General features: G+C 70.8%; 22 protein-coding genes and 1 CRISPR repeat array. Of the genes, 10 read left to right on the top strand and 12 right to left on the bottom strand.

Features of this window, described 5'->3' with window-relative positions:
- Window positions 1–4 precede the first annotated feature (4 nt).
- Window positions 5–2,092: an AAA family ATPase gene (locus EDC02_RS38955; RefSeq protein WP_158632468.1), complete on the top strand. Its 2,088-nt coding sequence runs from the start codon at window positions 5–7 to the stop codon at window positions 2,090–2,092.
- A gap of 22 nt (window positions 2,093–2,114) precedes the next feature.
- Here the strand turns inward: EDC02_RS38955 and EDC02_RS38950 are convergent, their stop codons facing one another.
- Together EDC02_RS38950 and EDC02_RS38945 are read right to left on the bottom strand one after the other, a co-directional pair.
- Entirely contained in the window at window positions 2,115–4,148 is a 2,034-nt protein-coding gene (locus EDC02_RS38950; protein ID WP_123607052.1) for an AAA family ATPase, read from the bottom strand.
- Between the two features lie 97 nt (window positions 4,149–4,245).
- Window positions 4,246–4,824 (bottom strand): hypothetical protein, encoded by a 579-nt coding sequence (locus EDC02_RS38945; protein ID WP_123607051.1) that lies wholly within the window; start codon window positions 4,822–4,824, stop codon window positions 4,246–4,248.
- Between the two features lie 173 nt (window positions 4,825–4,997).
- On the opposite strand from EDC02_RS38945, the gene EDC02_RS38940 reads away from it, so the two are divergent.
- Entirely contained in the window at window positions 4,998–6,944 is a 1,947-nt protein-coding gene (locus EDC02_RS38940) for an ABC transporter ATP-binding protein (protein ID WP_123607050.1), read from the top strand.
- 106 nt (window positions 6,945–7,050) lie between these two features.
- On the top strand, window positions 7,051–9,240 hold the full coding sequence (locus EDC02_RS38935) for an ATP-dependent RecD-like DNA helicase (RefSeq protein WP_233606746.1): 2,190 nt from the start codon (window positions 7,051–7,053) through the stop codon (window positions 9,238–9,240).
- 666 nt (window positions 9,241–9,906) lie between these two features.
- Window positions 9,907–11,251: direct repeats of the CRISPR family, unit length 36 nt; unit sequence GCCTCAATGAAGGGCAGCTCCCGAGAGAGCTGCGAC.
- Between the two features lie 455 nt (window positions 11,252–11,706).
- Here the strand turns inward: EDC02_RS38935 and EDC02_RS38930 are convergent.
- Together EDC02_RS38930 and EDC02_RS38925 are read right to left on the bottom strand one after the other, a co-directional pair.
- The gene (locus EDC02_RS38930; RefSeq protein WP_123607048.1) at window positions 11,707–11,916 is read right to left on the bottom strand and encodes a DUF397 domain-containing protein; all 210 of its coding nucleotides are present in this window, start codon (window positions 11,914–11,916) and stop codon (window positions 11,707–11,709) included.
- The gene (locus tag EDC02_RS38925; RefSeq protein ID WP_158632467.1) at window positions 11,913–12,770 is read right to left on the bottom strand and encodes a helix-turn-helix transcriptional regulator; all 858 of its coding nucleotides are present in this window, start codon (window positions 12,768–12,770) and stop codon (window positions 11,913–11,915) included. Before EDC02_RS38925 ends, EDC02_RS38930 begins: the two co-directional genes overlap by 4 nt.
- 141 nt (window positions 12,771–12,911) lie before the next feature.
- Between EDC02_RS38925 and EDC02_RS38920 the strand changes: the two genes are divergently transcribed.
- The 4 genes from EDC02_RS38920 to EDC02_RS38905 all read left to right on the top strand — a co-directional run bounded on the left by EDC02_RS38920 (window position 12,912) and on the right by EDC02_RS38905 (window position 14,334).
- A complete protein-coding gene (locus tag EDC02_RS38920; protein WP_158632466.1) occupies window positions 12,912–13,313 on the top strand; it encodes a recombinase family protein in 402 nt (133 codons plus the stop codon).
- Entirely contained in the window at window positions 13,310–13,660 is a 351-nt protein-coding gene (locus EDC02_RS38915; RefSeq protein ID WP_123607045.1) for a recombinase family protein, read from the top strand. Before EDC02_RS38920 ends, EDC02_RS38915 begins: the two co-directional genes overlap by 4 nt.
- Before the next feature lie 123 nt (window positions 13,661–13,783).
- Window positions 13,784–14,074, top strand: coding sequence for a hypothetical protein (locus EDC02_RS38910; RefSeq protein ID WP_123607044.1), 291 nt, complete (start codon window positions 13,784–13,786; stop codon window positions 14,072–14,074).
- Complete coding sequence (locus EDC02_RS38905; RefSeq protein WP_123607043.1) at window positions 14,071–14,334, top strand: hypothetical protein; 264 nt, start codon at window positions 14,071–14,073, stop codon at window positions 14,332–14,334. Before EDC02_RS38910 ends, EDC02_RS38905 begins: the two co-directional genes overlap by 4 nt.
- A gap of 58 nt (window positions 14,335–14,392) precedes the next feature.
- Here the strand turns inward: EDC02_RS38905 and EDC02_RS38900 are convergent, their stop codons facing one another.
- From EDC02_RS38900 to mscL, 5 genes are all read right to left on the bottom strand, one after another.
- The gene (locus tag EDC02_RS38900) at window positions 14,393–15,088 is read right to left on the bottom strand and encodes a DUF6642 family protein (RefSeq protein ID WP_233606745.1); all 696 of its coding nucleotides are present in this window, start codon (window positions 15,086–15,088) and stop codon (window positions 14,393–14,395) included.
- Between the two features lie 83 nt (window positions 15,089–15,171).
- Complete coding sequence (locus EDC02_RS38895; protein WP_148083824.1) at window positions 15,172–15,525, bottom strand: hypothetical protein; 354 nt, start codon at window positions 15,523–15,525, stop codon at window positions 15,172–15,174.
- Between the two features lie 7 nt (window positions 15,526–15,532).
- The gene (locus EDC02_RS38890) at window positions 15,533–15,823 is read right to left on the bottom strand and encodes a hypothetical protein (protein ID WP_123607041.1); all 291 of its coding nucleotides are present in this window, start codon (window positions 15,821–15,823) and stop codon (window positions 15,533–15,535) included.
- A gap of 65 nt (window positions 15,824–15,888) precedes the next feature.
- Window positions 15,889–16,065 (bottom strand): hypothetical protein, encoded by a 177-nt coding sequence (locus tag EDC02_RS40670; protein WP_158632465.1) that lies wholly within the window; start codon window positions 16,063–16,065, stop codon window positions 15,889–15,891.
- 205 nt (window positions 16,066–16,270) lie between these two features.
- Complete coding sequence (gene mscL / locus EDC02_RS38885; RefSeq protein WP_123607040.1) at window positions 16,271–16,675, bottom strand: large conductance mechanosensitive channel protein MscL; 405 nt, start codon at window positions 16,673–16,675, stop codon at window positions 16,271–16,273.
- A gap of 204 nt (window positions 16,676–16,879) precedes the next feature.
- On the opposite strand from mscL, the gene EDC02_RS38880 reads away from it, so the two are divergent.
- Entirely contained in the window at window positions 16,880–17,515 is a 636-nt protein-coding gene (locus tag EDC02_RS38880) for a hypothetical protein (protein ID WP_123607039.1), read from the top strand.
- Window positions 17,516–17,697: 182 nt separating this feature from the next.
- On the opposite strand, the gene EDC02_RS38875 is transcribed toward EDC02_RS38880, so the two are convergent.
- Window positions 17,698–18,399, bottom strand: a complete 702-nt coding sequence (locus tag EDC02_RS38875) for a FadR/GntR family transcriptional regulator (protein ID WP_123607038.1) — start codon at window positions 18,397–18,399, stop codon at window positions 17,698–17,700.
- A 50-nt stretch (window positions 18,400–18,449) separates the two neighbouring features.
- Between EDC02_RS38875 and EDC02_RS38870 the strand changes: the two genes are divergently transcribed.
- Window positions 18,450–19,964, top strand: coding sequence for an MFS transporter (locus EDC02_RS38870; protein WP_123607488.1), 1,515 nt, complete (start codon window positions 18,450–18,452; stop codon window positions 19,962–19,964).
- On the opposite strand, the gene EDC02_RS38865 is transcribed toward EDC02_RS38870, so the two are convergent.
- A complete protein-coding gene (locus tag EDC02_RS38865) occupies window positions 19,882–20,238 on the bottom strand; it encodes an STAS domain-containing protein (protein ID WP_123607037.1) in 357 nt (118 codons plus the stop codon). The genes EDC02_RS38870 and EDC02_RS38865 overlap by 83 nt on opposite strands.
- 168 nt (window positions 20,239–20,406) lie before the next feature.
- Entirely contained in the window at window positions 20,407–22,494 is a 2,088-nt protein-coding gene (locus tag EDC02_RS38860) for a S9 family peptidase (RefSeq protein WP_123607036.1), read from the bottom strand.
- Window positions 22,495–22,615: 121 nt separating this feature from the next.
- On the opposite strand from EDC02_RS38860, the gene EDC02_RS38855 reads away from it, so the two are divergent.
- Window positions 22,616–23,869, top strand: a complete 1,254-nt coding sequence (locus EDC02_RS38855) for an FAD-binding oxidoreductase (protein WP_233606671.1) — start codon at window positions 22,616–22,618, stop codon at window positions 23,867–23,869.
- The last annotated feature ends 15 nt before the right edge of the window (window positions 23,870–23,884 follow it).

Here is a 23,884-nt window from a genome sequence, read left to right as displayed (position 1 = left end):
CCTGGTGGACCAGATCACGGGGGGTGCGGTGGCTGGGCGGCTGGCAAACCGACTGGGAACGGCCCGCGAGGAGGCGTTCGTCGGCCGTACCGCCGAACTGGACGCCTTCCGGGCCGCACTCGCCGGCGCGCCCGACGGATGTCCGGTGTGGTTCGTGCACGGCCCCGGCGGCATCGGCAAGTCCATGTTGCTGCGTCGGTTCGCCGCCCTCGCCCGCGACGCCGGCCGGATCGTCGTCCAGGTCGACGGCGCCGGCATCGACCCGTCCCCGGCCGGGTTCACCGCGGCCGCCTACGCCGCGCTCAGCGGCGCCCCGGCCGTCCTGCTGGTCGACACATTCGAACGCTGCCAGGGCCTGGAAGGCTGGCTGCGGGACCGGTTCCTGCCGCGCATCCCGGACGGCGTCGTCGTGGTGGTCGCCGGCCGGCAGGCACCGGACTGCGAGTGGCAGGCCGACCTCGGCTGGTCCGGCGTACTGCGGGTGGAGAGCCTCGGCGGTCTGCCGCCGGACGCGGCCACCGAGCTGCTGGACCGGCGCGGCGTACCTCGTGAACTCTGGGACGCGGTGCTGCGCTTCGCCGGCGGCCATCCGCTCGCGCTCAACCTGTCCGCCGCGGTCGCCGTCGGTGACCGCCGGGCCGCCGCCACCTGGACACCGACCCCGGACGTCGTCGCGACGCTGCTGCACCACCTGGTCGGCGAGCTGCCGTCGGCGCAGCACCGGCTCGCGCTGGAGACCTGCTCACATGCGCTGACCACCACCGAGGACCTGCTGCGTTCCGTGGTCGGCGAGGCGGCGGCGGAACTGTTCGCCTGGCTGCGCCGGCTACCATTCGTCCAAAGTGGCCGCGACGGGGTCGTCCCGCACGACGTGGTACGCAGTGTGCTGGACACGGATCTGCGCTGGCGGGACCCGCACGGCTACCAGGTGATGCACGCCCGGGTGGCGGCCCACCTGCTGCACCGGGCGCGGGCCGCCAGCGGCGACGCCGTACTGCCGGCGGTCCGCTCGCTCTACCACATCCTGCAGGACACCGCCGTGATGGCGCCGTTCGCGCTGCGCCACGGCGGCGGCGCGGTCTACCCGGACCGGGCGACGCCCGGCGACCACGCCACCCTGCGGCGGATCGTTCGGGAGTCCGGCGACGGCACCGACCAGCTGGTCGGCTTCTGGCTGGACCGCCAACCGGAGGCGTTCGACGTGTACCGGCGTTCGCTCGACGGAGCCGTCGCCGGGTTCCAGGTGACTCTGCGGCTCACCGGCCCGGACCCGGACGAGATCGCCGCCGACCCGGTGGTCGCGGCGGTCTGGCGGTCCGCCGCCGCCGCGCCGCCTCGGGCCGGAGAACACATCCTGCTCACCCGGTTCAGCTACCCACTGGCGGCGCGGCGGCGCTCCGCGGTCCGGGATCTGATGCACGTCCGGACCCTGCAGTGGTGGATCCGGTCGCAGCGGCTCGCCTGGTCGTTCCTCACGCTGGCCGACGAGGCGGTCGGAGTGGCCGAGTTCATCGACCACCAGCCGGTCCGGCCCCGGCCGGTGGTCGACGGCCGGACGTACGACCTGTACGCACACGACTGGCGGGCGGTCCCGGTGGACGTGTGGGCGTCCCGGGTGACCGCGTGGCCGCTGACCGGCGCGCCGGCCCGGTCCTCGACCGGCGCGGCCGCCACCGTCGTCGCCGCCCCGGTGCACACGGTGCTCTCCCGGCCCGACTTCGACGCGGCGGTCCGGTCGGCGCTGCGGCGGCTGCACGACGGGTCGGCGCTGCGGGCCAACCCGTTGACCCGCAGCCGTTTGGTGCTCGGTTCCGGTGCCGGCCCGTCCGCCGACCAGTCAGGCGCCGGTCAGTCAGGCGTTCGGGACCCGGTGGACACGCTGCGGACGCTGCTGACCGACGCGGCGGAGTCGCTGCGGCACGACCCACGCGATGCCAAGCTGTACCGGGTGCTGTCCGCCACCTACCTCGCCGGGCCGACCACCCAGGAGGCGGCGGCGGACCGGCTCGGTCTGCCGGCCAGCACGTACAAGCGGCATCTGCGGGCCGCCATCGACCGGATCTGTGAGCTGTTGTGGCGCCGGGAGTCGTGACCCGACCGCCGATCAGCTTGAGTCAGCCGTGCAGTTCGCGGTGCCACAGGGCGTCGCTGATCCGGTCCAACGCCCGGGTCAGATGCCGGCGGTAGGTGCTGAACGGCAGACCGAGCCGGTCCGCCGCCGCCTCCTGCGTCGGGGTGCCGTGCACGAACGTGGTGACCAGCACCCGGTGTGACCGGGCGTCGTCGCGCAGGCCGTCGAGCGCGGCACCGAGTACGCCGCGCAGCGCGTCGACCGGGTCGCCGTCCGGGCGGTCGGCGACCAGCCGGGTACGGACCAGCGGGTTGGCGGCCAGCGCGTCGGGGCGGCGCCAGGCCCGCATCGCGGACCGGACCGCCGCGTCGAACTCGGGGCGGGACAGCACCAGCAGGTCGGCACCGGGCCGGGCGGTACGCGGCTGCAGCCCGTACAGCAGTTGCCGCTGGTTGTGGTCGAGCCAGTGCATCAGCGGCGTGACCCGCCAGTCGTGGAAGAACAGGTGGTACAGGCGTCCGCCGACCTGCGGCACCGTCTCAACGGGATGGTCGTCGAAGTAGGCCAGGTGCGGCCCCCAGAACTCGGCGTCGTGCAGCACCAGGTAGTGCAGGGCCAGACCCTTGTCGTGCAGGTAGTGGGCCAGCATCCGCATCTGGATCATGTCGGTCACCGGCGACGGCCGCTGGTATGACGGGGGATGCACCATGAACCGGGCCAGACCGATGTGTTCGCCGCCGCGCAGCGGGGCGCTGGCCCGGCAGTGCCGCCAGGCGGTGTCGACGACCGGATCGGCGTCCAGTTCGGCCGGCTGCGGGTCGTCCAGGTCCAGCCAGATCATGAAGCCCACCACTTCGTCGGTGGCGGAGCTGCGGTAGACGCGGCAGCCCTCGGGCTGGCGGTCCAGCCAGAAGCCGACCAGCGCGGCGGACTCCGGGCCTTCGGCCTCGCCGGCGAGGTCCAGCACCGTCGGCCGGTCCGCCGGCTGGTACGGATCCTCGTAGGCCTCGCCCTCGCTGGCGAAGGTGAAGTAGCGGCGGATCTCCTGCGCGTGCCGTTGCAGGTACATCATCGCGCCGACCGCCGGCAGCACCGCCGGCCCGGTGGCGGCCAGCGCCTGCTCGAGCAGGTAGGCGTGCAGCCGCCGGTGCATCGTCTCGTAGCCCTGCGGGTCACGCCAGCGCAGGTCGTCGTTGAGCGCGTCGCGGACCACGTCGTGCGGGCGCAGGCCGCGGGCGTCGGACTCGATGAACGGCAACTCACGCAGCCAGGCGAAGATCGGCCCGGGGTCGCGGTCCAGGGCCGCCCGCAGCAGTCCTTCGGTGGTCGTCTGGGCATGCGCGCAGATCTCCAGCGCGTGCCGGTGCAGCGGCGACGGGGTCTCCCCGATCAGCTGGGTGAGCAGGGTCTCCACCACGTTCAGGCTGGGCCGCCAGGCGGCGGTGGCGGCGGCGTCGTGGGTGACCGCGACCTCGGCGGCGAGTCGCAGCGCCAGCGGGTGGCCGCCGGCGAACGACAGCACCGAGGGGTGCAGATCCGGCGGTACGCCCCGGCGGTTCAGCAGCGCGACGGCGTGCTCCCGGGACAGGTTGCCCATCGGGATCACCTTCAGCAGGTCACGCCAGGCCGGGTCGGCCCGCCACTGCGGCCCGGGGCCGCCCCGGCCGGCCAGCACCACCAGGACGGACTCGGGCAGTCGGGGCAGGAACCGGTCCCGCAGCCAGTCCTCCAGCCCCTGGCAGTGCTCGAACGAGTCGACCAGCAGCACCGCAGTGTCGTCGGCCAACGCGTCGCTGGCGGCGAGCTCGAACCGGGCCGGCGACGGGCTGACCGCCCGACCGTCCACATGCACCACCCGCCGCCCGGCGGCAGCGGCCTCGTCACCGAAGTACCGCAGCAGGGTGGACTTGCCGATGCCGCCCGGACCGTGCAGGTAGAGCACTCCGAGCGGCTCGGGGGCGCGGTCCAACGCCTCCCGCAGCAGGGCGAGCTCGGCGGCCCGGCCGACGAAGTGGTGCTCCCGGGTCTGCCGCAGCCGTCGGTCCAGACTGGTGGTCGCTTGCCCACATCCGGCCATCACAAATCGATATCTTAGTGAAGCCGGTACGCCAGCGGCCGCCCCGGCCCGGCTGCCGGGACGGCGCCATCGGCCGCCCCGGGACGGAATCGGCAGGTCACCGCGACTGCAGGGCGTCCAGCGCGACGGCCATGGCGATCACCAGGCGGCGGTCCAGTTGCGGGTGGTGGATGTCGACCTGGTAGTTGTCCCGCAGGCCCCACCTGCGCACCACGGAGAAGGCCGGCTGGCCGTCGATGGTGAAATCGAAGTGGTACGGCAGCCAGGAAAGCAGGTCACTGAACCGGCGCAGCAGGGCGACCACCATGTTGCGTTCCGCGCCGGTCGCCGCGCCGAGGTTGGGCTGCTCCAGGTGCCAGGTGGAGCGCAGCAGCGACTTGGCGAAGTCCTTGCGGAACAGTCCGATCGGGTGGCCGGAGGCGTCCGTCACGTCGTAGGTCGCCCCGAGGTCGATCACCTGCCGGGCTTTGAACCCGAGTACGGGCTGTTGGCGCTGATCGTCGGCGTAGAGGGTGACCTGTTCGCGGAAGGCCAGCCGCTTCTGCTGGGCGAAGGCGAGCAGCGGCCCGGGTGAGCCGTCCGGGCCGACGGCGCGGACCTCGTACTGGTTGACCATCAACCGGATGCGCTGTCGCACGTACAGCTGTCGGAGTGTCTGCAGTTGCTGCTGGTCCATCGGTCGCTGGCCTTCTTCCGTCGGGGTGGGCGGCCGTTCGCCACCGGATCGAAAGTTTGCCATGGATAGCCGGTACGACACTCGCCGGCATCACCGACCACATATCCTTCAGTAGCCTCCACGCTACGTTCCGTCCGCCCCTGCGGCAGGCCGACGACAAAGGATCCGGACGCATGTGGCCTATTCGGCAAAAAGCTTCCGCCGCCACGCAACCACCCGCCGACTCCCCCGACGACGGCGAGGCGCTGCCCGAACTCGCCGACGCCGACTGGATGCACCACGCCCGGGCGTTCGCCGCGACCAGCTTCTGGACCGTCGCCCGCCGGCTGCCCGGGATCCTCGCCGAGGCGGTCCGGCTGGCCTGGTCGGTGAGCCCACGCGACACGGTCGCCGCGATCGGGCTGAACATCGTGGCCGGGGTGATGACCACCTTCGGGCTGCTGGCCACCAGCAGCGTGCTGCGGGAACTGTTCGCCTCCGGGCCGACGCCGGACCGGATCCGCGCGGCCGCCCCGGCGCTCACCGTCGCCGCGCTCGCCGTGGTGGCCCGGGGCGGGCTGACCATCGCCGCCGGCTGGGCCCAGGCCCGGCTGACCCCCCAGGTCACCTACCGGGCCGAGCTACGGCTGTTCGAGGCGACCACGTCGGTGGAGCTGGCCGCGTTCGACGACGCCGGCTTCGCCGAGGAGATGGACCGGGCCCGCGACCGGGGCACCGTCGAAGCGGCGTCCATCGTCGACGACGCGGTGAACCTCACCACCGGAGTCGTCGGGGTGGCCGCCACCGCCGCCGCGGTCACCGTCATCGAACCGCTGCTGCTGCCGTGCCTGCTGCTGGCGGCGGTGCCGGCCGCCGTCACCGCCATCCGGATCGCCCGCCGCGAATACCTCGCGCTGCTGGCCCGGATCACCCGGCGGCGGCGGATGTGGATGCTGGCCCACCTGATGGCCAACCGGCACACCGCCGCCGAGATCCGCACCTACCAGATGCGGGACTTCCTGCTCGGCGAGTACCACCGCACGATGACCACCGAGACCCGGGCCCAACTGCGGCTGGTCCGGGCACAGACCGGCACCCGGGTGGTCGGGGGTGCGTTCAGCGGTACCGCCGCCTTCGTCGTGTACGCCGTACTCGGCGGTCTGCTCCTGGTCGGCATGATCCCGCTGGCCGCCGCCGCCACCGCGATGATCGCGCTGCAGGCCGCCCGGGCCAACCTGAACACCGCCATCCACGCCACCAACTCGCTGTACGAGGACGCGCTGTACTACCGCGACTACCGCGACTTCCTGGCCCGCGCCGACCGGCAGGTGCCGCCGGCCGGCGGACGGCGGATCGGCGGGTACCACGAGATCGAGCTGGACGGCGTCAGCCTGAGCTACCCGGACACCGACCGGCCGGCGGTCGACGGGGTCAGCCTGACCCTGCGCCGGGGCGAGGTGATCGCGCTGGTCGGCGAGAACGGCTCCGGGAAGTCGACCCTGGCCAAACTGATCGCCGGGCTGTACCGGCCGAGCAGCGGCACCATCCGCTGGGACGGCGTCGACATCGACGAGATCGACCCGCAGCGGCTCGCCGGCCAGGTCGCGGTGGTGAGCCAGGACTGGTGGCGGTTCCCGTTCACCGCCGGGCAGAACATCACCATCGGCCGACCGGACCGCCACCGGGCGGAGCACGACCGGGTGCGGCCGTCCATGGTGGATGCGGCGACGGCCGCCACCGCACACGAGATGATCGAGAGCCTGCCCCGGGGCTATCGGACGCTGCTCGACCGCAACTTCCGGGAAGGCCACGACCTGTCCGGTGGCCAGTGGCAGCGGCTGGTCGCCGCCCGTGGCATCTACCGCGACGCGCCGCTGCTGATCTGCGACGAACCGTCGGCGGCGCTGGACGCCCGCGCCGAACACGCCCTGTTCCAGCAGCTCCGACGCCGGCCGGACCGGACCGTCGTGCTGATCACCCACCGGCTGGCCAACGTCCGCCAGGCCGACCGGATCTACGTGCTGCGGTCGGGCCGGCTGGTCGAGGCCGGTACCCACGACGAACTGCTCGCCGTCGACGGGCTGTACCGGGAACTGTTCGAGCTGCAGGCGAGCGGGTACGCCGACACGCCGGTCGGATAATCGACCGGTGACCGCCACCACCGGACCCACCGCCGCCCCGGCCGCGCACTCCGCCACGCCTCCGGCCACGCACTCCGCCGCACCGCCGACCCGGCCGCCGGCAGCGGTGCTGGAGGCGGTCCTGGAACGGATCACCTACGCCAACGAGGAGACCGGCTACACCATCGCCCGGGTCGCCACCGAGCGGTCCGGCACCGACCTGCTGACCGTGGTCGGCTCGCTGCTCGGCGTACAGCCCGGGGAGAGCATCCGGCTGGTCGGCCGGTGGGGGTCGCACCCGAAGTACGGCCGGCAGTTCGAGGTCCACTCGTACACCACGGTGCTTCCGGCCACCGTGCAGGGCATCGAACGCTACCTCGGCTCCGGCCTGATCAAGGGGATCGGACCGAAGATGGCCGGCCGGATCGTGGCCCACTTCGGCGCCGACACGCTACGGATCATCGAGGAAGAACCGGGCCGGCTGGTCGAAGTGCCCGGTCTCGGGCCGAAACGGACCTCGCTGATCGCCAAGGCGTGGATCGAACAACAGGCGATCAAGGAGGTGATGATCTTCCTGCAGGGCGTCGGGGTCACCACCTCGCTCGCCGTCCGGATCTACAAGAAGTACGGCGACGCGTCGATCTCGATCGTCCGCAACGAGCCGTACCGGCTGGCCGCCGACGTCTGGGGCATCGGGTTCAAAACCGCCGACACCATCGCGCAGGCGGTCGGCATCCCGCACGACAGCCCGGAACGGATCAAGGCCGGCATCCAGTACACCCTCTCCGAGGCCGCCGACAACGGCCACTGCTACCTGCCAGAGCCCAACCTGTGCACGGACGCCGCCGGCATCCTCGGCGTCGCCGTCGAACTCGTCCGCGACGCGCTCACCGCGCTGGTCGCCGAGGAAGGCGTGGTACGCGAGGCGGTGCCGAACCCGACCAGCGACGGGAGCACCATCCCGGCGGTCTACCTGGTGCCGTTCCACCGGGCCGAATGCTCGCTGGCCGGCAGCCTGCTGCGGCTGCTGCACCACCGGGCCGACCGGTTGTCGGCCTTCGCCGACGTCGACTGGGGCCGGGCGCTGGCCTGGCTGCGCGCCGGCACCGGCGCCGACCTCGCCCCCGAGCAGGAGCAGGCGGTACGCCTGGCGCTGACCTCGAAGGTGGCGGTACTCACCGGCGGGCCGGGCTGCGGCAAGTCGTTCACCGTCAAGTCGATCATCACGCTGGCCGCCGCCAAGGGCGCCAAGATCGTGCTCGCCGCGCCGACCGGCCGGGCCGCGAAGCGGATGACCGAACTCACCGGCCACCCGGCCGCCACCGTGCACCGGCTGCTGCAACTGCGGCCCGGCGGCGATCCGACGTACGACCGGGACAACCCGATCGACGCGGACCTGATCGTCGTCGACGAGGCGTCGATGCTCGACCTGATCCTGGCCAACAAGCTGGTCAAGGCGGTCGCACCCGGTGCCCACCTGCTCCTGGTCGGCGACGTCGACCAGTTGCCGTCGGTCGGTGCCGGCGAAGTACTGCGCGACGTCCTCGCCGCCCCGGCCGTACCGCAGGTGCGGCTGACCCGGATCTTCCGGCAGGCTCAGGAGTCCGGGGTGGTGGTCAACGCGCACCGGATCAACGCCGGCGAACAGCCCCGTACCGACGGCATGGCCGACTTCTTCCTGTTCGCGGCCGACGAGCCGGAGGCGGTCGCCGGCCTGGTGGTGGACATCGTCGCCCGGCGGATCCCGCGCAAGTTCCGGGTGCCGGCCCGCGACATCCAGGTACTCAGCCCGATGCACCGGGGTCCGGCCGGCGCCGGCAACCTCAACACCGCCCTGCAGGAGGCCCTCGCACCGCCGCGCGACGACCGGCCGGAGCGGCGGCACGGCGCCCGGGTGTTCCGGATCAACGACAAGGTCATCCAGATCCGCAACAACTACGACAAGGGCACCGCCGGCGTCTTCAACGGCACCATCGGGGTGGTCACCGCGGTCAGCACCGAGGAGCGCAAGCTCACCGTACGCACCGACGAGGACGAGGACATCGAGTACGAGTTCGACGAGTTGGACGAGTTGCAGCACGCGTACGCGATCACCGTGCACCGCTCCCAGGGCAGCGAGTATCCGGCGGTGGTCATCCCGGTCACCATGAGTTCGTACACGCTGCTGCAGCGCAACCTGCTCTACACGGCGGTGACCCGGGCGAAGAAGCTCGTCGTGCTGGTCGGCTCCCGCAAGGCGATCGCGATCGCGGTCCGGACCGCCGGTGCCGGCCGCCGACACACCGCGCTCACCCACCGCCTGGCACCCGACGACTGACCCTTGATGATCAATCGTGTACGGGTTGGGTCAATGCGCACCTACCGGCCTAGGATGAGGATCTTGGTGTCGAGCAGGCCGTGTATCTCAGCCCGCTACGAACGCGCCAGCCTCATCGTCATCTCAAACAATCCCTTGGGCCGCTGGGCGCTGGTCAAACTTCGACCGTCACCAGAGCCAATTTCACATGTCGTCGACACGGTTGCTGGCTCGGATTCGTCCGCTGCATGATCCGGTCATGTTCCACTTCACTTGTCCCGACTGCACGGCGCGATGTTCGGTCGCTGACGCTGAGCACATCGGTGGGCTCTGCAGCATGTGCACGGCCGGTCAGGTCTAGCAGTCGTTGTCGGTTGGTGACCGGCAGACCGTGGACGCGGCCCTGAGTCGCGGCCCGATCGCGGCGCTCCTAGCCATGCGGGAGCTGACTCCGGCGATCCGGCTACCCATGCGGCTGACCTGCTTGCCTTCCGTCAACGAGAGGGCGATCAAGCCAAGGCCTCGCCGCCGGTGTAGGCGCGTCCTCACCAACGGCACTGTCGTCCGATTACTGCCATACTCCGCCCACTTCGAGGTGAGGATTACGCACGTTAAAACGCATGAATAACGTGCGTAATCCTCACCTCGACGCAGCCACCTTCCGGGCTCGCTAGAGCCGGAGAGCGGTTTGCACCGAAGGGCAGCTCCCGAGGGAGCTGCGACACGAGGGCCTGATCACCGTGATCCAGGGCAGCGGCATGCCTCAATGAAGGGCAGCTCCCGAGAGAGCTGCGACCGGCGGCGCACTACCCCGCAGGCAGCGCAGCACGGGGCCTCAATGAAGGGCAGCTCCCGAGAGAGCTGCGACGACACGCACTGAGAGTCCCGTGCGGATCACGCCAGGAAGCCTCAATGAAGGGCAGCTCCCGAGAGAGCTGCGACGTCGGCCGGCATCACCAGTGAGCGGGTCGCCCCGCCTCAATGAAGGGCAGCTCCCGAGAGAGCTGCGACATGATCTGCCGGACGGTGTGCCGGTGCTGGTCGTGACGCCTCAATGAAGGGCAGCTCCCGAGAGAGCTGCGACTGGAGTTTGAGCAGTTCCCGGACCTTGAGTCCGATCAGCCTCAATGAAGGGCAGCTCCCGAGAGAGCTGCGACGGAACTGCAGGTCCTCGGCCTCGACCGGCACCAGGTCGCCTCAATGAAGGGCAGCTCCCGAGAGAGCTGCGACCACGTCAACCTGAACCGGCCGGGCCTAATCGTTCTGTGCCTCAATGAAGGGCAGCTCCCGAGAGAGCTGCGACCCCCGGGCGACCGTGGTGGTCTCCCGGGGCGTCGGGCCTCAATGAAGGGCAGCTCCCGAGAGAGCTGCGACCCTTCATGCGCAGTTCGACGGTTCGGTGTCCGGTGTCGTAGCCCGCCTCAATGAAGGGCAGCTCCCGAGAGAGCTGCGACATCCGACTCAAGTCCATCAAGTCGGCAGCACGCAAGCCTCAATGAAGGGCAGCTCCCGAGAGAGCTGCGACAACGACACCACCACCGAGCCCGACCCGGACCCGTGGGAGCCTCAATGAAGGGCAGCTCCCGAGAGAGCTGCGACAAGGCGACGAATTTCGGGGCGGAGACACGATCGAGCCTCAATGAAGGGCAGCTCCCGAGAGAGCTGCGACGGAGTCAACAATGGCAGCCCCGACCTTCGTCGCAAGCTGCCTCAATGAAGGGCAGCTCCCGAGAGAGCTGCGACCGAACGGCAGATGATCGGTGCCAACGCGCCTGGCGCCTCAATGAAGGGCAGCTCCCGAGAGAGCTGCGACTCAGGTCGGCGGTGCAGCCGACGACGATGGGGGCGGCGCCTCAATGAAGGGCAGCTCCCGAGAGAGCTGCGACGGGACGTCCGGTTCGCGGGCTGCCGTGGGTGCGATGAGCCTCAATGAAGGGCAGCTCCCGAGAGAGCTGCGACGGTCGAGGCCGCCCATCTCTTCCCATCGCAGCCCGCAGCCTCAATGAAGGGCAGCTCCCGAGAGAGCTGCGACTGGGTCGGAATTCTACCCCTCCTGACCTGCTGCGGAGCACGGGGTCCGCGAGAGGTCCGCCAGCAGAGGGCGCTGCGACAACGCAAACGCCACCATTGTCCACTACAGAACGATACCTGAGCAGGGGAAATGGCTCCGCGAAGGGTCCGCGCTCACGGCCGTCATGACAGAGCCTTCGCGGCGGGGAGCTGAACCGCCGGGCCGGCCGGCAATCAGGCGGCCCTGGTCCCCCACTGTCAGGCGAGCAGTGCGGACCCTCCTGGTCGCCTCAACCGGCGTAGGCCCCACCTCGACGGCCCGGGCCGGACCGTCGAGCCAGCGCACGCACTCTTGACAGAAGGGCAGTCTAAAACCAGGCCGGCCTGGGTTACATCCCGGACGCAGACCTGGAGCGCCGACCCTGCTGAGGCGGGGTCGGCGCTCGTTGGCTGTCTCTCCGGGGTAGGCGTCAGTGGTCAGTGACGCTGCTTGGCCAGTTCGACGAAGGAGTGCCACGCGGACGGCGCGAAGGTCAGGGTGCCACCGTCGCGGTTCTTGGTGTCCCGGACCAGGACTTGGCCGGGCAGGTTGTCTGCCACTTCGACGCAGTCGCCGCTGTTGCCGTTGCTGCGGGTGCTCTTGCGCCAGACCGCTCGGTCGCGGTCGAACGGGTCCGTCGGACTCATCGCATCTCCTCCAAAGCGGCCTCGATCAGCTTGATCGACTCGTCAGGGGTTGCCGCCAGTGCGAGCAACTGCTCGTGGGCCAGCGTATATCTCCGGACCTCGGCGGGGTCGTCGACGTAGAGGCTGCGGGTCCTGATGTCGACGCAGACGACGTCGGGGTCTTCGGCTTCAGCGAAACGCAGGATGATGAAGCCGCCGTCCATCGACATGTAGGCACCCGTCTGGAACGGGATGACCTGGATGGTGATGTTCGGCTGCTTGCTGGACGACGCCAGGTGGGCGAGCTGCTCGCGCATCACGTCTCTGCCGCCGACGCCGCGTCGGATGGCGGCCTCGTCGAGGATCGCCCATAGTCGCGGCGCGTCCTTGTTCTTGACGATGGTCTGACGCAGCAGCCTGGCTTCGACGCGGCGGTCGATCTGCTCGTCGGTTTCGCCGGGTTGCGCCGCGCGAAAGATCGCCCGCGCGTACGCCTCGGTCTGGAGAAGACCAGGGATCAGCAGGCTCTGGTAGGTGTGGATGCTCTCCGCGTCGCCCTCGAAGCCGAGGTAGACGGAGAACTGGCGAGGCAAGAGGTCGTCGAACTTGTGCCACCAGTCACGTTGGCGTGATGCTGCGGCCATGGCGACCAGGGCATCGGCGTGGTCGGGGTCGTCGACACCGTAGAGCTTCACCAGGTCGGCCACGTCCCGGGGTGAGACCGGGACCAGGCCGCGTTCCATGCGGCTGGCTTTGCTGACCGACCAGGTAAACCGGCGTGCCACCTCGTCGAGCGTCAGCCCTTTGGCCGTACGGAGTTCACGCAGCTCGATCCCCAGGCGTCGCCTGCGGATCGAGCCTGAGCCGTTCGCCATGCCGGCCAGTGTGTCAGGTCTGCGGTTCTCCATGGCGGTTCAGGGTAGTGCACACTTGCACAGCTCATGCTATTGCACCACGCGATTGCACAGCTTAGTCTGCTCATCACAGAAGGCAACCGACGTACCAGGAGGCGTCATGTGGAACCTCTGGCGCTCACCGCCACCGAGTTCGTGACGTTCTTCGCGTCCCGGCACGGCGAGTGTGAGGAGCTACGGGTGAAGCCGTTGATGTACGGCTACCTGCGGGTGGACCGCGACACCCTCGACGGCGACATCCGGCAGATGGAACTCGCCCTCAAGTTCTGGGCCGAGCAGGAGGGCTACTGCCTCGCAGGGCTCTTCCATGAGTACGACACCGCGCTGAACCGCCCCGCCCTCACCGCACTGATCGAAGAGACCTGCCGCTCCAACGCCCGGCGCGTGATCACGCCCAGCCTCGCGCACCTCTCCACGCACCCGGTCGTCCAGCACCACCTTCTCGACGTGCTGGAAGACACCGGCGTCCAGGTCCACACCCTGCAGGAGGAACTGAGCCCATGAAACCGCCGCTGTACGGCTACATCCGCCTACTGCCGCCGCACGCCAACACCAGCAACGCCATCGTGGACCAAGCCGAGCGAAGCATGCAGCAGTTCGCCGACAGCCACGGCTACGACCTGACCGCCGTCTTCATCGAACGCGCGACCAGCCGAGCCGCGTTCGACCGCCTGATGCATGACCTCCTCGTCGAGGACGCCCACCACATCATCGTCCCCGCCCACGAAACCCTCTCCGCACACCACAGCCACCTCTTCAACAACCTGATCGAGGAACTACACGCGGCAGACGCGCTCATCTTCGACCTCGAAGCCATCGACACCTGCGACAGGAGGATGTGGCCATGCTAGGAATCGGGGCGGCTATCGGCGCAGCGCTGCTCGGCTTCTGCGCCGGGCTGTGGTCGTTCAAGATCAAATCCAGATGGTGCCCGGACTGCGGGCGTACCACGTACCCGATAGCGGATCGGCCTGGTGAGTAGCCGGCTACTCGCCACGCCGGAGCCGAAGCCCGGCGACGTGCTGATCATCGGCCGGGAAGCCAGCGTCCAGTTCGCCGACGACCGCGCCATCCGACTCCGGGTCATCGCCGTCGACCGCAAGTGGACCTACGACGGGTGGATCTGGATCACCGGATACGTCATCGACCGCCACGGCAACGCCGCCGAACGGCGGGAAATCTTCGTCCAGCGCCACGGACTCTACCGACTACCCCGGCGCACAGAAACCCGACCATCGACCAAATTGATCAAGGGAGAGAAATGATCACCGAAATGATCCGTGACTGGTGGCTGCGGCGGCTCGGCTGGCGCTCCGGCCGGCCGACGGCATCCAAACGGCTGCACCACCTGCGACGCGAGTTGCGCCAACAACGGCAGACGGCATCGGCCCGTCACCGCCGACTCGACGGCAACCGGGGACACCACTGGACCACACAGGCGACCGAACTCGTCCCGACCCTGCGCCCACTGATGACCTACGGCCAACAACTCGGCTACTGCCTACCGCCCACCACCACATGGTGATGCCGCCAATGGCGATCGGGCGATCGGCGTACGCCAGCGGTACGTCTGCCGGCGGTGGTTACCTGCCGGCAGACGTACGGCTGGCCCGACCGCCGCGACCGCCGCCCTGCGCCGGCACCTGCGGCGGGCTCGCCGGCCCCGGCGTCTGGCCAGCCGACGCGCGTTGCCGACCGGCCGGGCGCCAGGTCCGGCCGTTGGCGTAGACGATCCGGAAGCCCAGGTACGCCGCCAGCGGCGCCCAGTGCGACGAGCCCATCCGCAGCTCGGCCGCGTTGTTGTAGACCCCGTTGGCGAGCACGTCGAGCAGCACCGTCTCGAACGCCGCCGACTCCACCCAGTCGACCTCCCGGGTGTAGCCGCAGATCAGCGAGGCCCCGGTGGTGGCAAGAAACTCGCGCATCCGGGCGTCGGAGGCGCGCAGCACCGAGCAGCTGCCGAAGTACAGCCGCTTGCCGGTGCACCGGCCGGCCATCTGCTCGGCCACGTCGTCCAGGTCGACGTGGTGGCGTTCGGTCAGGCACAGTTTGGTCGGCTCGCCGTGCATGGCGAAGAAGCCGACCCGGTAGTCGGCGTACTGGCGCAGTAGCCAGCGGTCCAGGAAGTAGGCCAGCTCGTCGGGGGTCGCGGCGTCGCGGTGGATGAACCGGATCCGGCTGAGCCGTTCCAGCAGCTCCAGGGTCGGCAGCACCGAGCCGCGCTCGTTCAGGTCGCGATGCCACTGCCCCTCGATGCAGAAGACGCCACCGCGCGCCACGTCGCCTCCCACCGTCGGATCGCCCGCCGGGCCCGCCGCCCGCCGGTCGGTCCGGTCGGTCCGGTCAGTGACCATACCGCCGGTCAGGCCGGCGGTGTCACCTCGGACCGGGGCACCGCGAGACGGACCACCCCGGCGTCGACCGCCGCCAACTGTTCGACGCTGGCATAGCCGACACCGCCCGGCAGCGCCGCCGGCTCCGTCGTGCTGATCTTGATGAAGCCGGTACGCAGCAGCCGGGCCGCCACGTCGGGCGCGGTGGCCGGCTCGTCGCCCACCTGCGGGTGGGGCACCTCGTCGCCGATCGCGTCCTGCGGATCGACGGCGCCTTCGACCGTCACCGCGTTCGGATCCGCCGGACGGACCAGGGCGACGGTGCCGACCTCGTCACCCCGTGCGTCGACCACCGGCATGCCGGTGGCGATCCGGTCTGTCACAGATGCGTCAGCCGCGTTCATGGAAGTCCGGTTCCCCGTGTCGGCGTGCGACAAACCGTCCGTCGGAGACCTCACGCCAGGCGCCGGGGCCGCCGATCAGGCGACGGACCGCGTCGTACGCGGACTCCTCGGTGTCGTACTCGGTGAACCGTGACCTGCCCTCGGCGCCGCCGACGCGGGCCTCGACGAACCACCGGTCGGCGTCGGCGCGGAGGAACACGTCCCGCCGGGCCAACCGCCCCCAACTGCCGTTCCACCAGTGTTTACGCTGCTCCACCCGACGGACCCTATCGAACATCTGTTCGAGAGGATACGGCAGTGGCGGGTGGTTACCGGATCGGGCGACCGACCCGGGTACGGCGGTCAGTCCGTCTCCGGCCGCTGGTAGCAGGTGCCGCAGGTGGGGTCGTCGCAGCGGGGCCGGACAAGGGTGGCCACCGCCCGGCCACCAGCGGGCCGGGCGGTCGGTCGACCAAGGTCGGCGACGGGTCGGGTAGGGGTTGCGCAGTCCTGGGACGTGATCCCGGCTAGCTGCTCCATGAGTCAAGTGTCACGCAGATCACGTCCAGCCGCCGCCACTTTTCAACTGCTGGGAGTGACAAGGCAACTACGGATAGTTCTTCAAGGTCAGCGCCTCGTCGACCTGGCACCGCCGAGGGAACCCACATGGTTGTCTCGGAGCCGCTTTGACGACAATGACGGTTCCCTCGATCCGGTCCGCGCCGGGAACCACCCCGGACGACACTCACCGGTCGGTGCGGCGGGTCACCAGGGCGTCCCGGATCTCGGTCAGCAACTTGATCTCCTCGCTCGGCGCGGCCGGCGGCGGCTCCTCGCCCCGACGCCGACGCTCCGCGAGCCGGTTCATCGGCATGACCACCAGGAAGTACAGCGCGGCGGCGGTGAGCACGAAGGTGATCACCGCGTTGACGAAGGCCGGCCAGTCGAAGACCACGCCACGGTACGTGAACCCGACACCGCCGATGCCTTCCTCGCCGGTCAGCAGTACGGACAGCAGCCTGATGAACGGCTCCAGGAACGACTTGGTCAACTGGGTCACCACGGCGGTGAACGCCGCACCGATGACGATGCCGACCGCCAGGTCGACAACGTTCCCGCGCAGGATGAAATTCTTGAAGCCGTTGATCATGAGGGGCACTCCCGGCAGCTGAGCGGAATATCGGTCGACAAACTACCGCGCCGATCTGCCCGCCCCGCCGGCGCACGCCGCGTCGGCAGCCCACCGACAGCGGGTGGAATGCCTGGTGACCGGCGGTCGTTGTGCATGGTCCGCCCCCGCACCGCACGACCACCTGAAACGGCGATCCCCCCGGCACGGAGAGGTGGACCCCCCATGAACACGATCATCACCGGTACGCTCCGCGACAAGCTGCGTAACACCGCCCTCGGCATCGCCGGGCTGGCCCTGGCCGGCGGCGCGATCGCCGCCCCCGCCCTGGCCGCCCAGCAGACCCCCGGCGTCCAGGCCGCCACCACGGACACCGTCGCCGTCGCCACCGACAACGTCACCACCAGCGACCGCGTCGACAGCGACAAGCTGACCCCGCACGGTGTGCGGGGCGAGCAGTCCCGGATCACCCTGTCCGGCGAGCAGACCGACAACGTCAAGGGCATCATCGCCGCGACCAGGAAGGCCGGCATGGACGAGCGGGCCGCCGTGGTCGCCATCGCCACCGCCCTGCAGGAGTCCAAGCTGGAGAACCTCGGCCACCTCGGGGACCGCAACGACCACGACTCGCAGGGCCTGTTCCAGCAGCGCCCCTCCTCCGGCTGGGGCACGGTCGAGCAGATCACCGACGTGGAGTACTCCACCACCGCGTTCCTCGACGGCCTCAAGCAGGTGGACGGCTGGCAGGACATGCCGCTGACCGTGGCCGCGCAGACCGTCCAGGTATCGGCGTACCCGTTCCACTACGCCCAGTGGGAGACCCAGGCCGCCGAGCTGGTCGCCCAGCACTGGAGCAGCTGACTCACCGCACCATCCGCAGCAGCGCGAGAGCAGCGCGCCGCAGCACAGCACCATCGTGCAGCGCCGCTGGTCAGCGCGAGGGCCGGACCCCGCCCCCCCGGGGTCCGGCCCTCGTTGCGTCAGCGTCACGGGGTCGGTGTTGCGCGAGCATCGCGGGGTCGGCCTTGGGTGCGCGTCGCGAGTCAGTCGGTGCCGAGGTAGGCGGCCGCTTCTCGGGCCGCCCGTTCCGGGTCGCCGTCGCGGATCGCCGCGACCAGCCGGGTGTGGTCGACGTGCCGGTCCGGATGCAGGTCCGGGCCGACCGCCTCGGCGACGGTGGCCCGCATCGCCGCGCCGATCGAGTCGTACAACTCGGACAGCATCACGTTGTGTGCGGCGGCCATGATCGCCCGGTGCAGCGTCAGGTCCGCGTCGACGAACCGGGCCAGGTCGCCCCCGCGCCAGGCCGCCTCGCGGTCGGCCAGCGCCGCGTCCAGCGACGCCACATCCGTCGGGGTACGTCGCTGCGCAGCCAGCCGGGCCGCCTCGACCTCGAACGCCCGGCGGACCTCCACGGTCTCCCGCCACTCGGCGGTGGCGCAGCGACGGGCCACCGCGCCGGCCAACTCGTCGGTGGAGATCACGTAGGTGCCGGAGCCCTGCCGGCACTCCAGCACGCCGGCGTGCACCAACGCGCGTACCGCCTCGCGGACCGTGTTGCGCCCGACGCCGAGCGCCTCGGCCAGCCGTGGTTCGGTCGGGATCCGGGTGCCGAGCGGCCAGTCGCCGGCGGCGATCTGCTCGCGCAGCGAGTCGATCGCCTGGCGGACCAGAGTCTGCCGGGACCTGCGGGAAGTGCCGAGCGGGCCGGCGGATGCCGGCGGGGAAGCTGCCGAGGGTGTCATCGGTTACATCACCCGACCATAAATCATCCCATGATTTTAGGATGGACGGCATGACTCCGCCAACCGCCCTCACCGGCCGCCCGGCTGCCCGGACCACACCAGGGCCGACCGCGCCGGGGCGGACCCCATCGGGGCCGGCCGTGCCGGGGCCGACCGCGCCAGCGCAGAGCCCACCAAGGCCGGCCGCGCCGGGGCGGACCGAGCCGGTGCCGGCCACCGCACCGGCCGGGACGGCGACGGCCGGGGCCGGCCGGCGCGGCACGGTCGTGGTGCTGATCGCGATGATCCTCGTCGCGCTCAACCTGCGGCTCGCGATCACCAGCCTCGGCCCGCTGCTGGACGAGGTCCGTACCGGCCTGGCACTGTCCGGCCTGCTGGCCGGCGTGGTGACCATGCTGCCGGCGTTGGCCTTCGCCTCGGTCGGCGCGTTCACCCCCTGGCTGGTCCGCCGATTCTCGCCACCACGGCTGCTGGTGGCCTCGATGGCGGCGCTCGCCACCGGTCAACTGCTCCGGGTCACCACCAGTTCCGCCTGGTTGTTCGTGGCGACCAGCGCCCTGGCCCTGGCCGGGATCGCGGTGGCGAACGTGCTGCTGCCGATGCTGGTTCGGCAGTACTTCCCGCATCGGGCCGGCCTGGTCACCGGTGCGTACATGATGTCGTTGACGATCGGCGCGTCGGTGTCGGCCGGCACCGCGGTCCCGATCGCCCACGCGGCCGGCAGTTGGCGGGTCGGGCTCGGCTTCTGGGCGCTGATCGCGGTCGCCGCCGCGGTGTTCTGGGTGCCGGTCGCCTGGCGGGACCGACGACGCCCGGCGGCCACGGTCGTCGGTGCGACAAAGCGGGGCGCCGGTCTGCGGCCGCTGGCGCGGCCGGACGCGACGGCCGTGATCCGACCGGGCCGGACCCGGCTCGGTTGGCTGATGGCCGGCTTCTTCGGCGCACAGTCGTTCGGCGCGTACGCCCAGATGGGTTGGCTGGCGCAGGTGTTCCGCGACGCCGGTTTCCGGCCGGAAACCGCCGGGCTGCTGCTGGCCGGGGTGACCGCGGTCGCTGTCCCGATCGCGCTGCTGATGCCGACGCTGGCCGCCCGGATGTCGAGTCTGCGGCCGCTGGTGCTCGGTACCGCCGTGGCGTCCGCGCTCAGCTACGCGGGGCTGCTCTGGCTGCCGTACCAGGGTGCCCTGGTGTGGATGGTGCTGCTCGCGCTCGGCCAGGGCACCTTCCCGCTGGCGCTGGCGATGATCGGGCTCCGGGCCCGGACCGGGGCCGGCGTCGTGTCGTTGTCGGCGTTCACCCAGAGCACCGGTTACCTGATCGCCGCGCTCGGCCCGCTCTCGGTGGGTCTGCTGTACGAGCAGACCGGCGGCTGGTTGGTGCCGATCGGTCTGCTGGGTGTGGCGCTGCTGGTGCAGACCGGCACAGGCTGGGCGATCGCCCGGCCGCGCTGGATCGAGGACGAGGCGGGCACCGCCGCGTCAGTCAGTCGGCTGGAGCCGGCTGGGGGGCCGAGACCGCTTCGTCGACGGTCGGGAAGGTCTGCAGGACCTCGACCAGGCCACTGACTTCCAGGATGCGCAACACCCCGCGCTGCGGTGCGGCGAGCCGGACGACGCCGCCGGCCTCGTCGCACCCGTTCTTCGCCCGGACGAAGACCGACAGACCGGTGGAGTCGCAGAACGACACGTCGGCCAGGTCGAAGACCAGCCGGCTGCGGCCTTTGTCCAGTAGATCCGTTATCTGGTCCTGGAGTTGGGGCGCGGTGGCCATGTCCAACTCACCACCGACCGACACGACGACGACGTCGCCACGCTGCTCCGTCTGCACCGTCAGGGACATTCGAGACCTCCAGCCATTCCGCTCGAACGGTACTCCACTTGCTGTCGTCCGCGCAGGACCGGGAGTTCGTTGCCCCGTCACCATAATCCCAGGCCGTCGGGAACCCGCCGCGACCGGCGTTCATCGCGGCGATGACGCCGGTCGCGGCGGGCCCGACCGCCGGTCGGGTCAGCCGGCCAGCCCCACCCGGTCCAGGATCCAGGCCGTGACGAAGGCCTCCTCGTGCCAGGCGTCGTAGCGCCCGCTCGGGCCGCCGTGACCGGCACCCATCTCCGTCTTCAGCAGGTACGACCCGTCGGGGGCCACCGCGCGCAGTTTCGCCACCCACTTCGCCGGCTCGTGGTAGAAGACCCGGGTGTCGTTGAGGCTGGTCACGGCCAGGATCGGCGGGTAGTCGACGGCGGAGACGTTCTCGTACGGGGTGTACGAGCGCATGTACGCGTACACGTCGGGATCTTCCAGGGGGTTGCCCCATTCCTCCCATTCGGTGACCGTCAACGGCAGCGTCGGGTCGAGGATCGTGTTCAGCGCGTCCACGAACGGCACCTGCGCCACGATGCCGCCGAACGCGTCCGGGGCGAGGTTGACCACCGCGCCCATCAGCAGCCCACCGGCTGAACCGCCCCGGGCGATCAGCCGGTCCGAGGTGGTCCAGCCCGCCTTCACCAGGTGTCGCGCGCAGGCCACGAAGTCGGTGAACGAGTTCTTCTTGGCCATCATCTTGCCGTCGTCGTACCAACGCCGGCCCAGCTCACCGCCGCCCCGCACGTGTGCGACGGCGAACACCACGCCACGGTCCAGCAACGACAGCCGGGGCACCGAGAACCACGGGTCCATGCTGATCTCGTACGACCCGTACCCGTAGATCACGCACGGCGCGGAACCGTCCCGGGGGGTCCCGGCGCGGCACACCACCGAGATCGGCACCCGGGTGCCGTCGTCGGCGACCGCCCATTCCCGGTGCTGCTCGTAGCCGGCCGGGTCGTAGCCGCCGAGCACCGGCTTGCGCTTGCGCAGCGCCAGGTCACGGGTGACCAGGTCGTAGTCGTAGATGGAGTCGGGGGTGATCAGCGAGGTGTACCGGATCCGCAGGCTGGTGGTGGTGTACTCGGGGTTGGCGTCCAGCCCGACGCTGTAGATCGGTTCGGGGAACTCGATGTCGAAGGTGTCGGTACTGCCGACCGGGAGCACCCGCAGCCCGGTCAGTCCGTCGGTACGCAGCGACACCACCAGGTGGTTGGCGAACGCGTCCACCGATTCGAGCCGGGTGCCGGGGGTGTGCCCGATCAGCGGAACCCAGTCGCCGGGGGCGTCCACAGAGGTGTACGCGAGGGCGAAGTCCTCGGCGCCGTCGTTGTGCAGGATCAGGAACCGGTGCCCGTGGTGCTCGACCGAGTAGTCCACCCCCTGCCGACGCGGGGCGATGACCACCGGCTCGGCGGTCGGGTCGGTGGCCGGCAGTGCCCGTACCTCGCTGGTGGTCTTGCTGTGCGCGTCGATCAGGATGAACCGCTCGGAGCGGGTCAGCTCGACGCCGACCCAGAACCGCTCGTCGTCCTCCTGGTGGACGATCACGTCGCGGTCCGCGCCGGTGCCGACCAGGTGGCGCCAGACCCGGTACGGGCGCCACGCGTCGTCCACGGTCAGGTAGAACAGCGCGCTGCCGTCGGCCGACCAGGCGGTGCCGTAGAAGGTCGACGGCACCTCGTCGGGCAGCACCTCGCCAGTGGACAGATCCTTGATCCGCAGGGTGAAGCGCTCGTCGCCGGAGAAGTCGGTGGAGTACGCCAACCAGCGGCCGTCCGGGCTGACGTCGAAGGTGCCCAGCGCGAAGAAGTCGTGCCCCTCGGCGAGGGCGTTGCCGTCGAGCAGGATCTCCTCGCCGTCGATCGACACGCCGTCGACAGTGGCCGGCGGGGCCGACTCGCCGGGCCGGACCGCGAGCCGGCAGTGGATGCCGTACTGCTGGCCTTCGACGGTTCGGGTGTAGTACCAGTGGTCGCCCTTGCGGGTCGGCACCGACAGGTCGGTCTCCTGGGTACGCCGCTTCGTCTCGCCGAACAGTGTTTCGCGCAGCGCGGCGAGGTGCGCCGTGGCACCCTCGGTGTAGGCGTTCTCCGCCTGCAGGTAGGCGATCGTGTCCGGGTCGTCCTTGGCGGCGAGCCAGGCGTAGTCGTCGACGACCGTGTCGCCGTGATGGACGCGCTCGGTCGGGACACGCTTGGCGGTCGGCGGAACCGGTGTCTGGGTCGTCACCCGGCCACGGTACCGCCCGGAGCGGGCGGCCCGGTCGCGGCGGCACGCCGCACGGCCACCCGGATCGATTAGAACACGTGTACGATCAGCGCGGGGGGGTGACTCGACGGTGATTCAGGACGTGGCCGCTCGACTGGCTGAGATCTGTGGTGCCGCGCACGTACGGGACGCTGGCCCCGACGACGAGGTGGCGGCCGCCGCTCCGCGTTGGGTGGCGGCACCGGGCACGGCCTCGGCGACCGCCGAGGTGCTGCGCCTGTGCGCCGAACGGGATCTGACCCTGATCCCGCGCGGCTCCGGCAGCAAACTGGACTGGTGGACTCCGCCGTCCCACGTGGACATCGTGCTGGACACCTCCCGGCTGGCCGGCGTCTGGCACCGCCCGCCAGGTTCGCGCACCGTCCAGGTCGGCGCGGGCACCCCGCTGCACACCGCCCAGCAGGCCGTCGGCCGGGCCGGCTGGCGGATGCCACTGGACCCGCCCTCCGCGTCGGCGACGGTCGGCGGGATCGTCGCCACCGACGAGACCGGACCGTTGAGCCACCGGCACGGTCCGCCGTGCCGGCACGTGACCGGGGTCGACTACGTCGACGCCGCCGGGCAGCTGGTCCGGACGGCGGCGGAGACCGACGCCGGTGACGAGCTGCCCCACCTGCTCTGCGGTTCGCAGGGCGCCCTGGCGGTGCTGGTCGCCGCGACGGTCCGGCTGCAGCCGGTGCCGGCCGACCGACGCTGGGTGCGACGCACCGTGCACACCCCACTGGAGGTACGCGACCTGGTCGGCGAGCTGACCGTCGACGGGCTGCACCCGGTGGCGGTCGAGCTGGATCTGCCGGCACACGCCGCGCGTACCGTCCGGCCGTCCCAGGTGCCGCCCGGCGGGCAGCTCGCGGTGCTGTTCGAAGGCGAGCCGGGTCCGAACCGGCAACGCGCCGGCCGGGCGGCGGCACTGCTCGGCGGCGACGCCGTCGACACCGCCCGGCAGCCGGTCTGGTGGCGGCGCTACCCGTTCACCGCCACCGACATCGCTCTGCGGCTCGACGTACCGGCCGCGCACCTGCACGCCGCGATCTACGCGGTGCGCGACGCGCTCGGCGCGCCCATCGGTGTCCGCGGCTCGGTCGGCACCGGCCTGGTGCACGCCGTACTCCCCGGGTCGACGCCGCCGGAGCGGGTCGCCGAGACCCTGGCGACGGTTCGGGCGGTGCTGCTGGCGCGCAGCGGCAGTTGCGTGGTGCTGGCCGCGCCCGCCGAGGTCCGGCGGGCTGTCGACATCTGGGGCCACCGGCCGGGCCTGCCCCGGTTACGGGAGCTCAAGCAACGGTTCGACCCACAGCACCGACTGGCACCCGGCCGGTTCACCGGCGGGTCGTGACCGGGTCACCCGGTC

This window comes from Micromonospora sp. Llam0, from assembly GCF_003751085.1.
Taxonomy (GTDB): Bacteria; Actinomycetota; Actinomycetes; order Mycobacteriales; family Micromonosporaceae; genus Micromonospora_E.
Note: the sequence above shows the minus strand (reverse complement) of the source record. Positions and strands in the feature narration are given on the sequence as shown.

Bases quoted from the DNA above. Each gene is read 5' to 3' on its own strand.
- EDC02_RS38950 (WP_123607052.1), bottom strand. From the start codon at position 4,148: ATGGCCGGATGTGGGCAAGCGACCACCAGTCTGGACCGACGGCTGCGG.
- EDC02_RS38945 (WP_123607051.1), bottom strand. From the start codon at position 4,824: ATGGACCAGCAGCAACTGCAGACACTCCGACAGCTGTACGTGCGACAG.
- EDC02_RS38940 (WP_123607050.1), top strand. From the start codon at position 4,998: ATGTGGCCTATTCGGCAAAAAGCTTCCGCCGCCACGCAACCACCCGCC.
- EDC02_RS38930 (WP_123607048.1), bottom strand. From the start codon at position 11,916: ATGAGTCCGACGGACCCGTTCGACCGCGACCGAGCGGTCTGGCGCAAG.
- EDC02_RS38925 (WP_158632467.1), bottom strand. From the start codon at position 12,770: ATGGCGAACGGCTCAGGCTCGATCCGCAGGCGACGCCTGGGGATCGAG.
- EDC02_RS38915 (WP_123607045.1), top strand. From the start codon at position 13,310: ATGAAACCGCCGCTGTACGGCTACATCCGCCTACTGCCGCCGCACGCC.
- EDC02_RS38905 (WP_123607043.1), top strand. From the start codon at position 14,071: ATGATCACCGAAATGATCCGTGACTGGTGGCTGCGGCGGCTCGGCTGG.
- EDC02_RS38890 (WP_123607041.1), bottom strand. From the start codon at position 15,823: ATGTTCGATAGGGTCCGTCGGGTGGAGCAGCGTAAACACTGGTGGAAC.
- EDC02_RS40670 (WP_158632465.1), bottom strand. From the start codon at position 16,065: ATGGAGCAGCTAGCCGGGATCACGTCCCAGGACTGCGCAACCCCTACC.
- mscL (WP_123607040.1), bottom strand. From the start codon at position 16,675: ATGATCAACGGCTTCAAGAATTTCATCCTGCGCGGGAACGTTGTCGAC.
- EDC02_RS38880 (WP_123607039.1), top strand. From the start codon at position 16,880: ATGAACACGATCATCACCGGTACGCTCCGCGACAAGCTGCGTAACACC.
- EDC02_RS38875 (WP_123607038.1), bottom strand. From the start codon at position 18,399: ATGACACCCTCGGCAGCTTCCCCGCCGGCATCCGCCGGCCCGCTCGGC.
- EDC02_RS38870 (WP_123607488.1), top strand. From the start codon at position 18,450: ATGACTCCGCCAACCGCCCTCACCGGCCGCCCGGCTGCCCGGACCACA.
- EDC02_RS38865 (WP_123607037.1), bottom strand. From the start codon at position 20,238: ATGTCCCTGACGGTGCAGACGGAGCAGCGTGGCGACGTCGTCGTCGTG.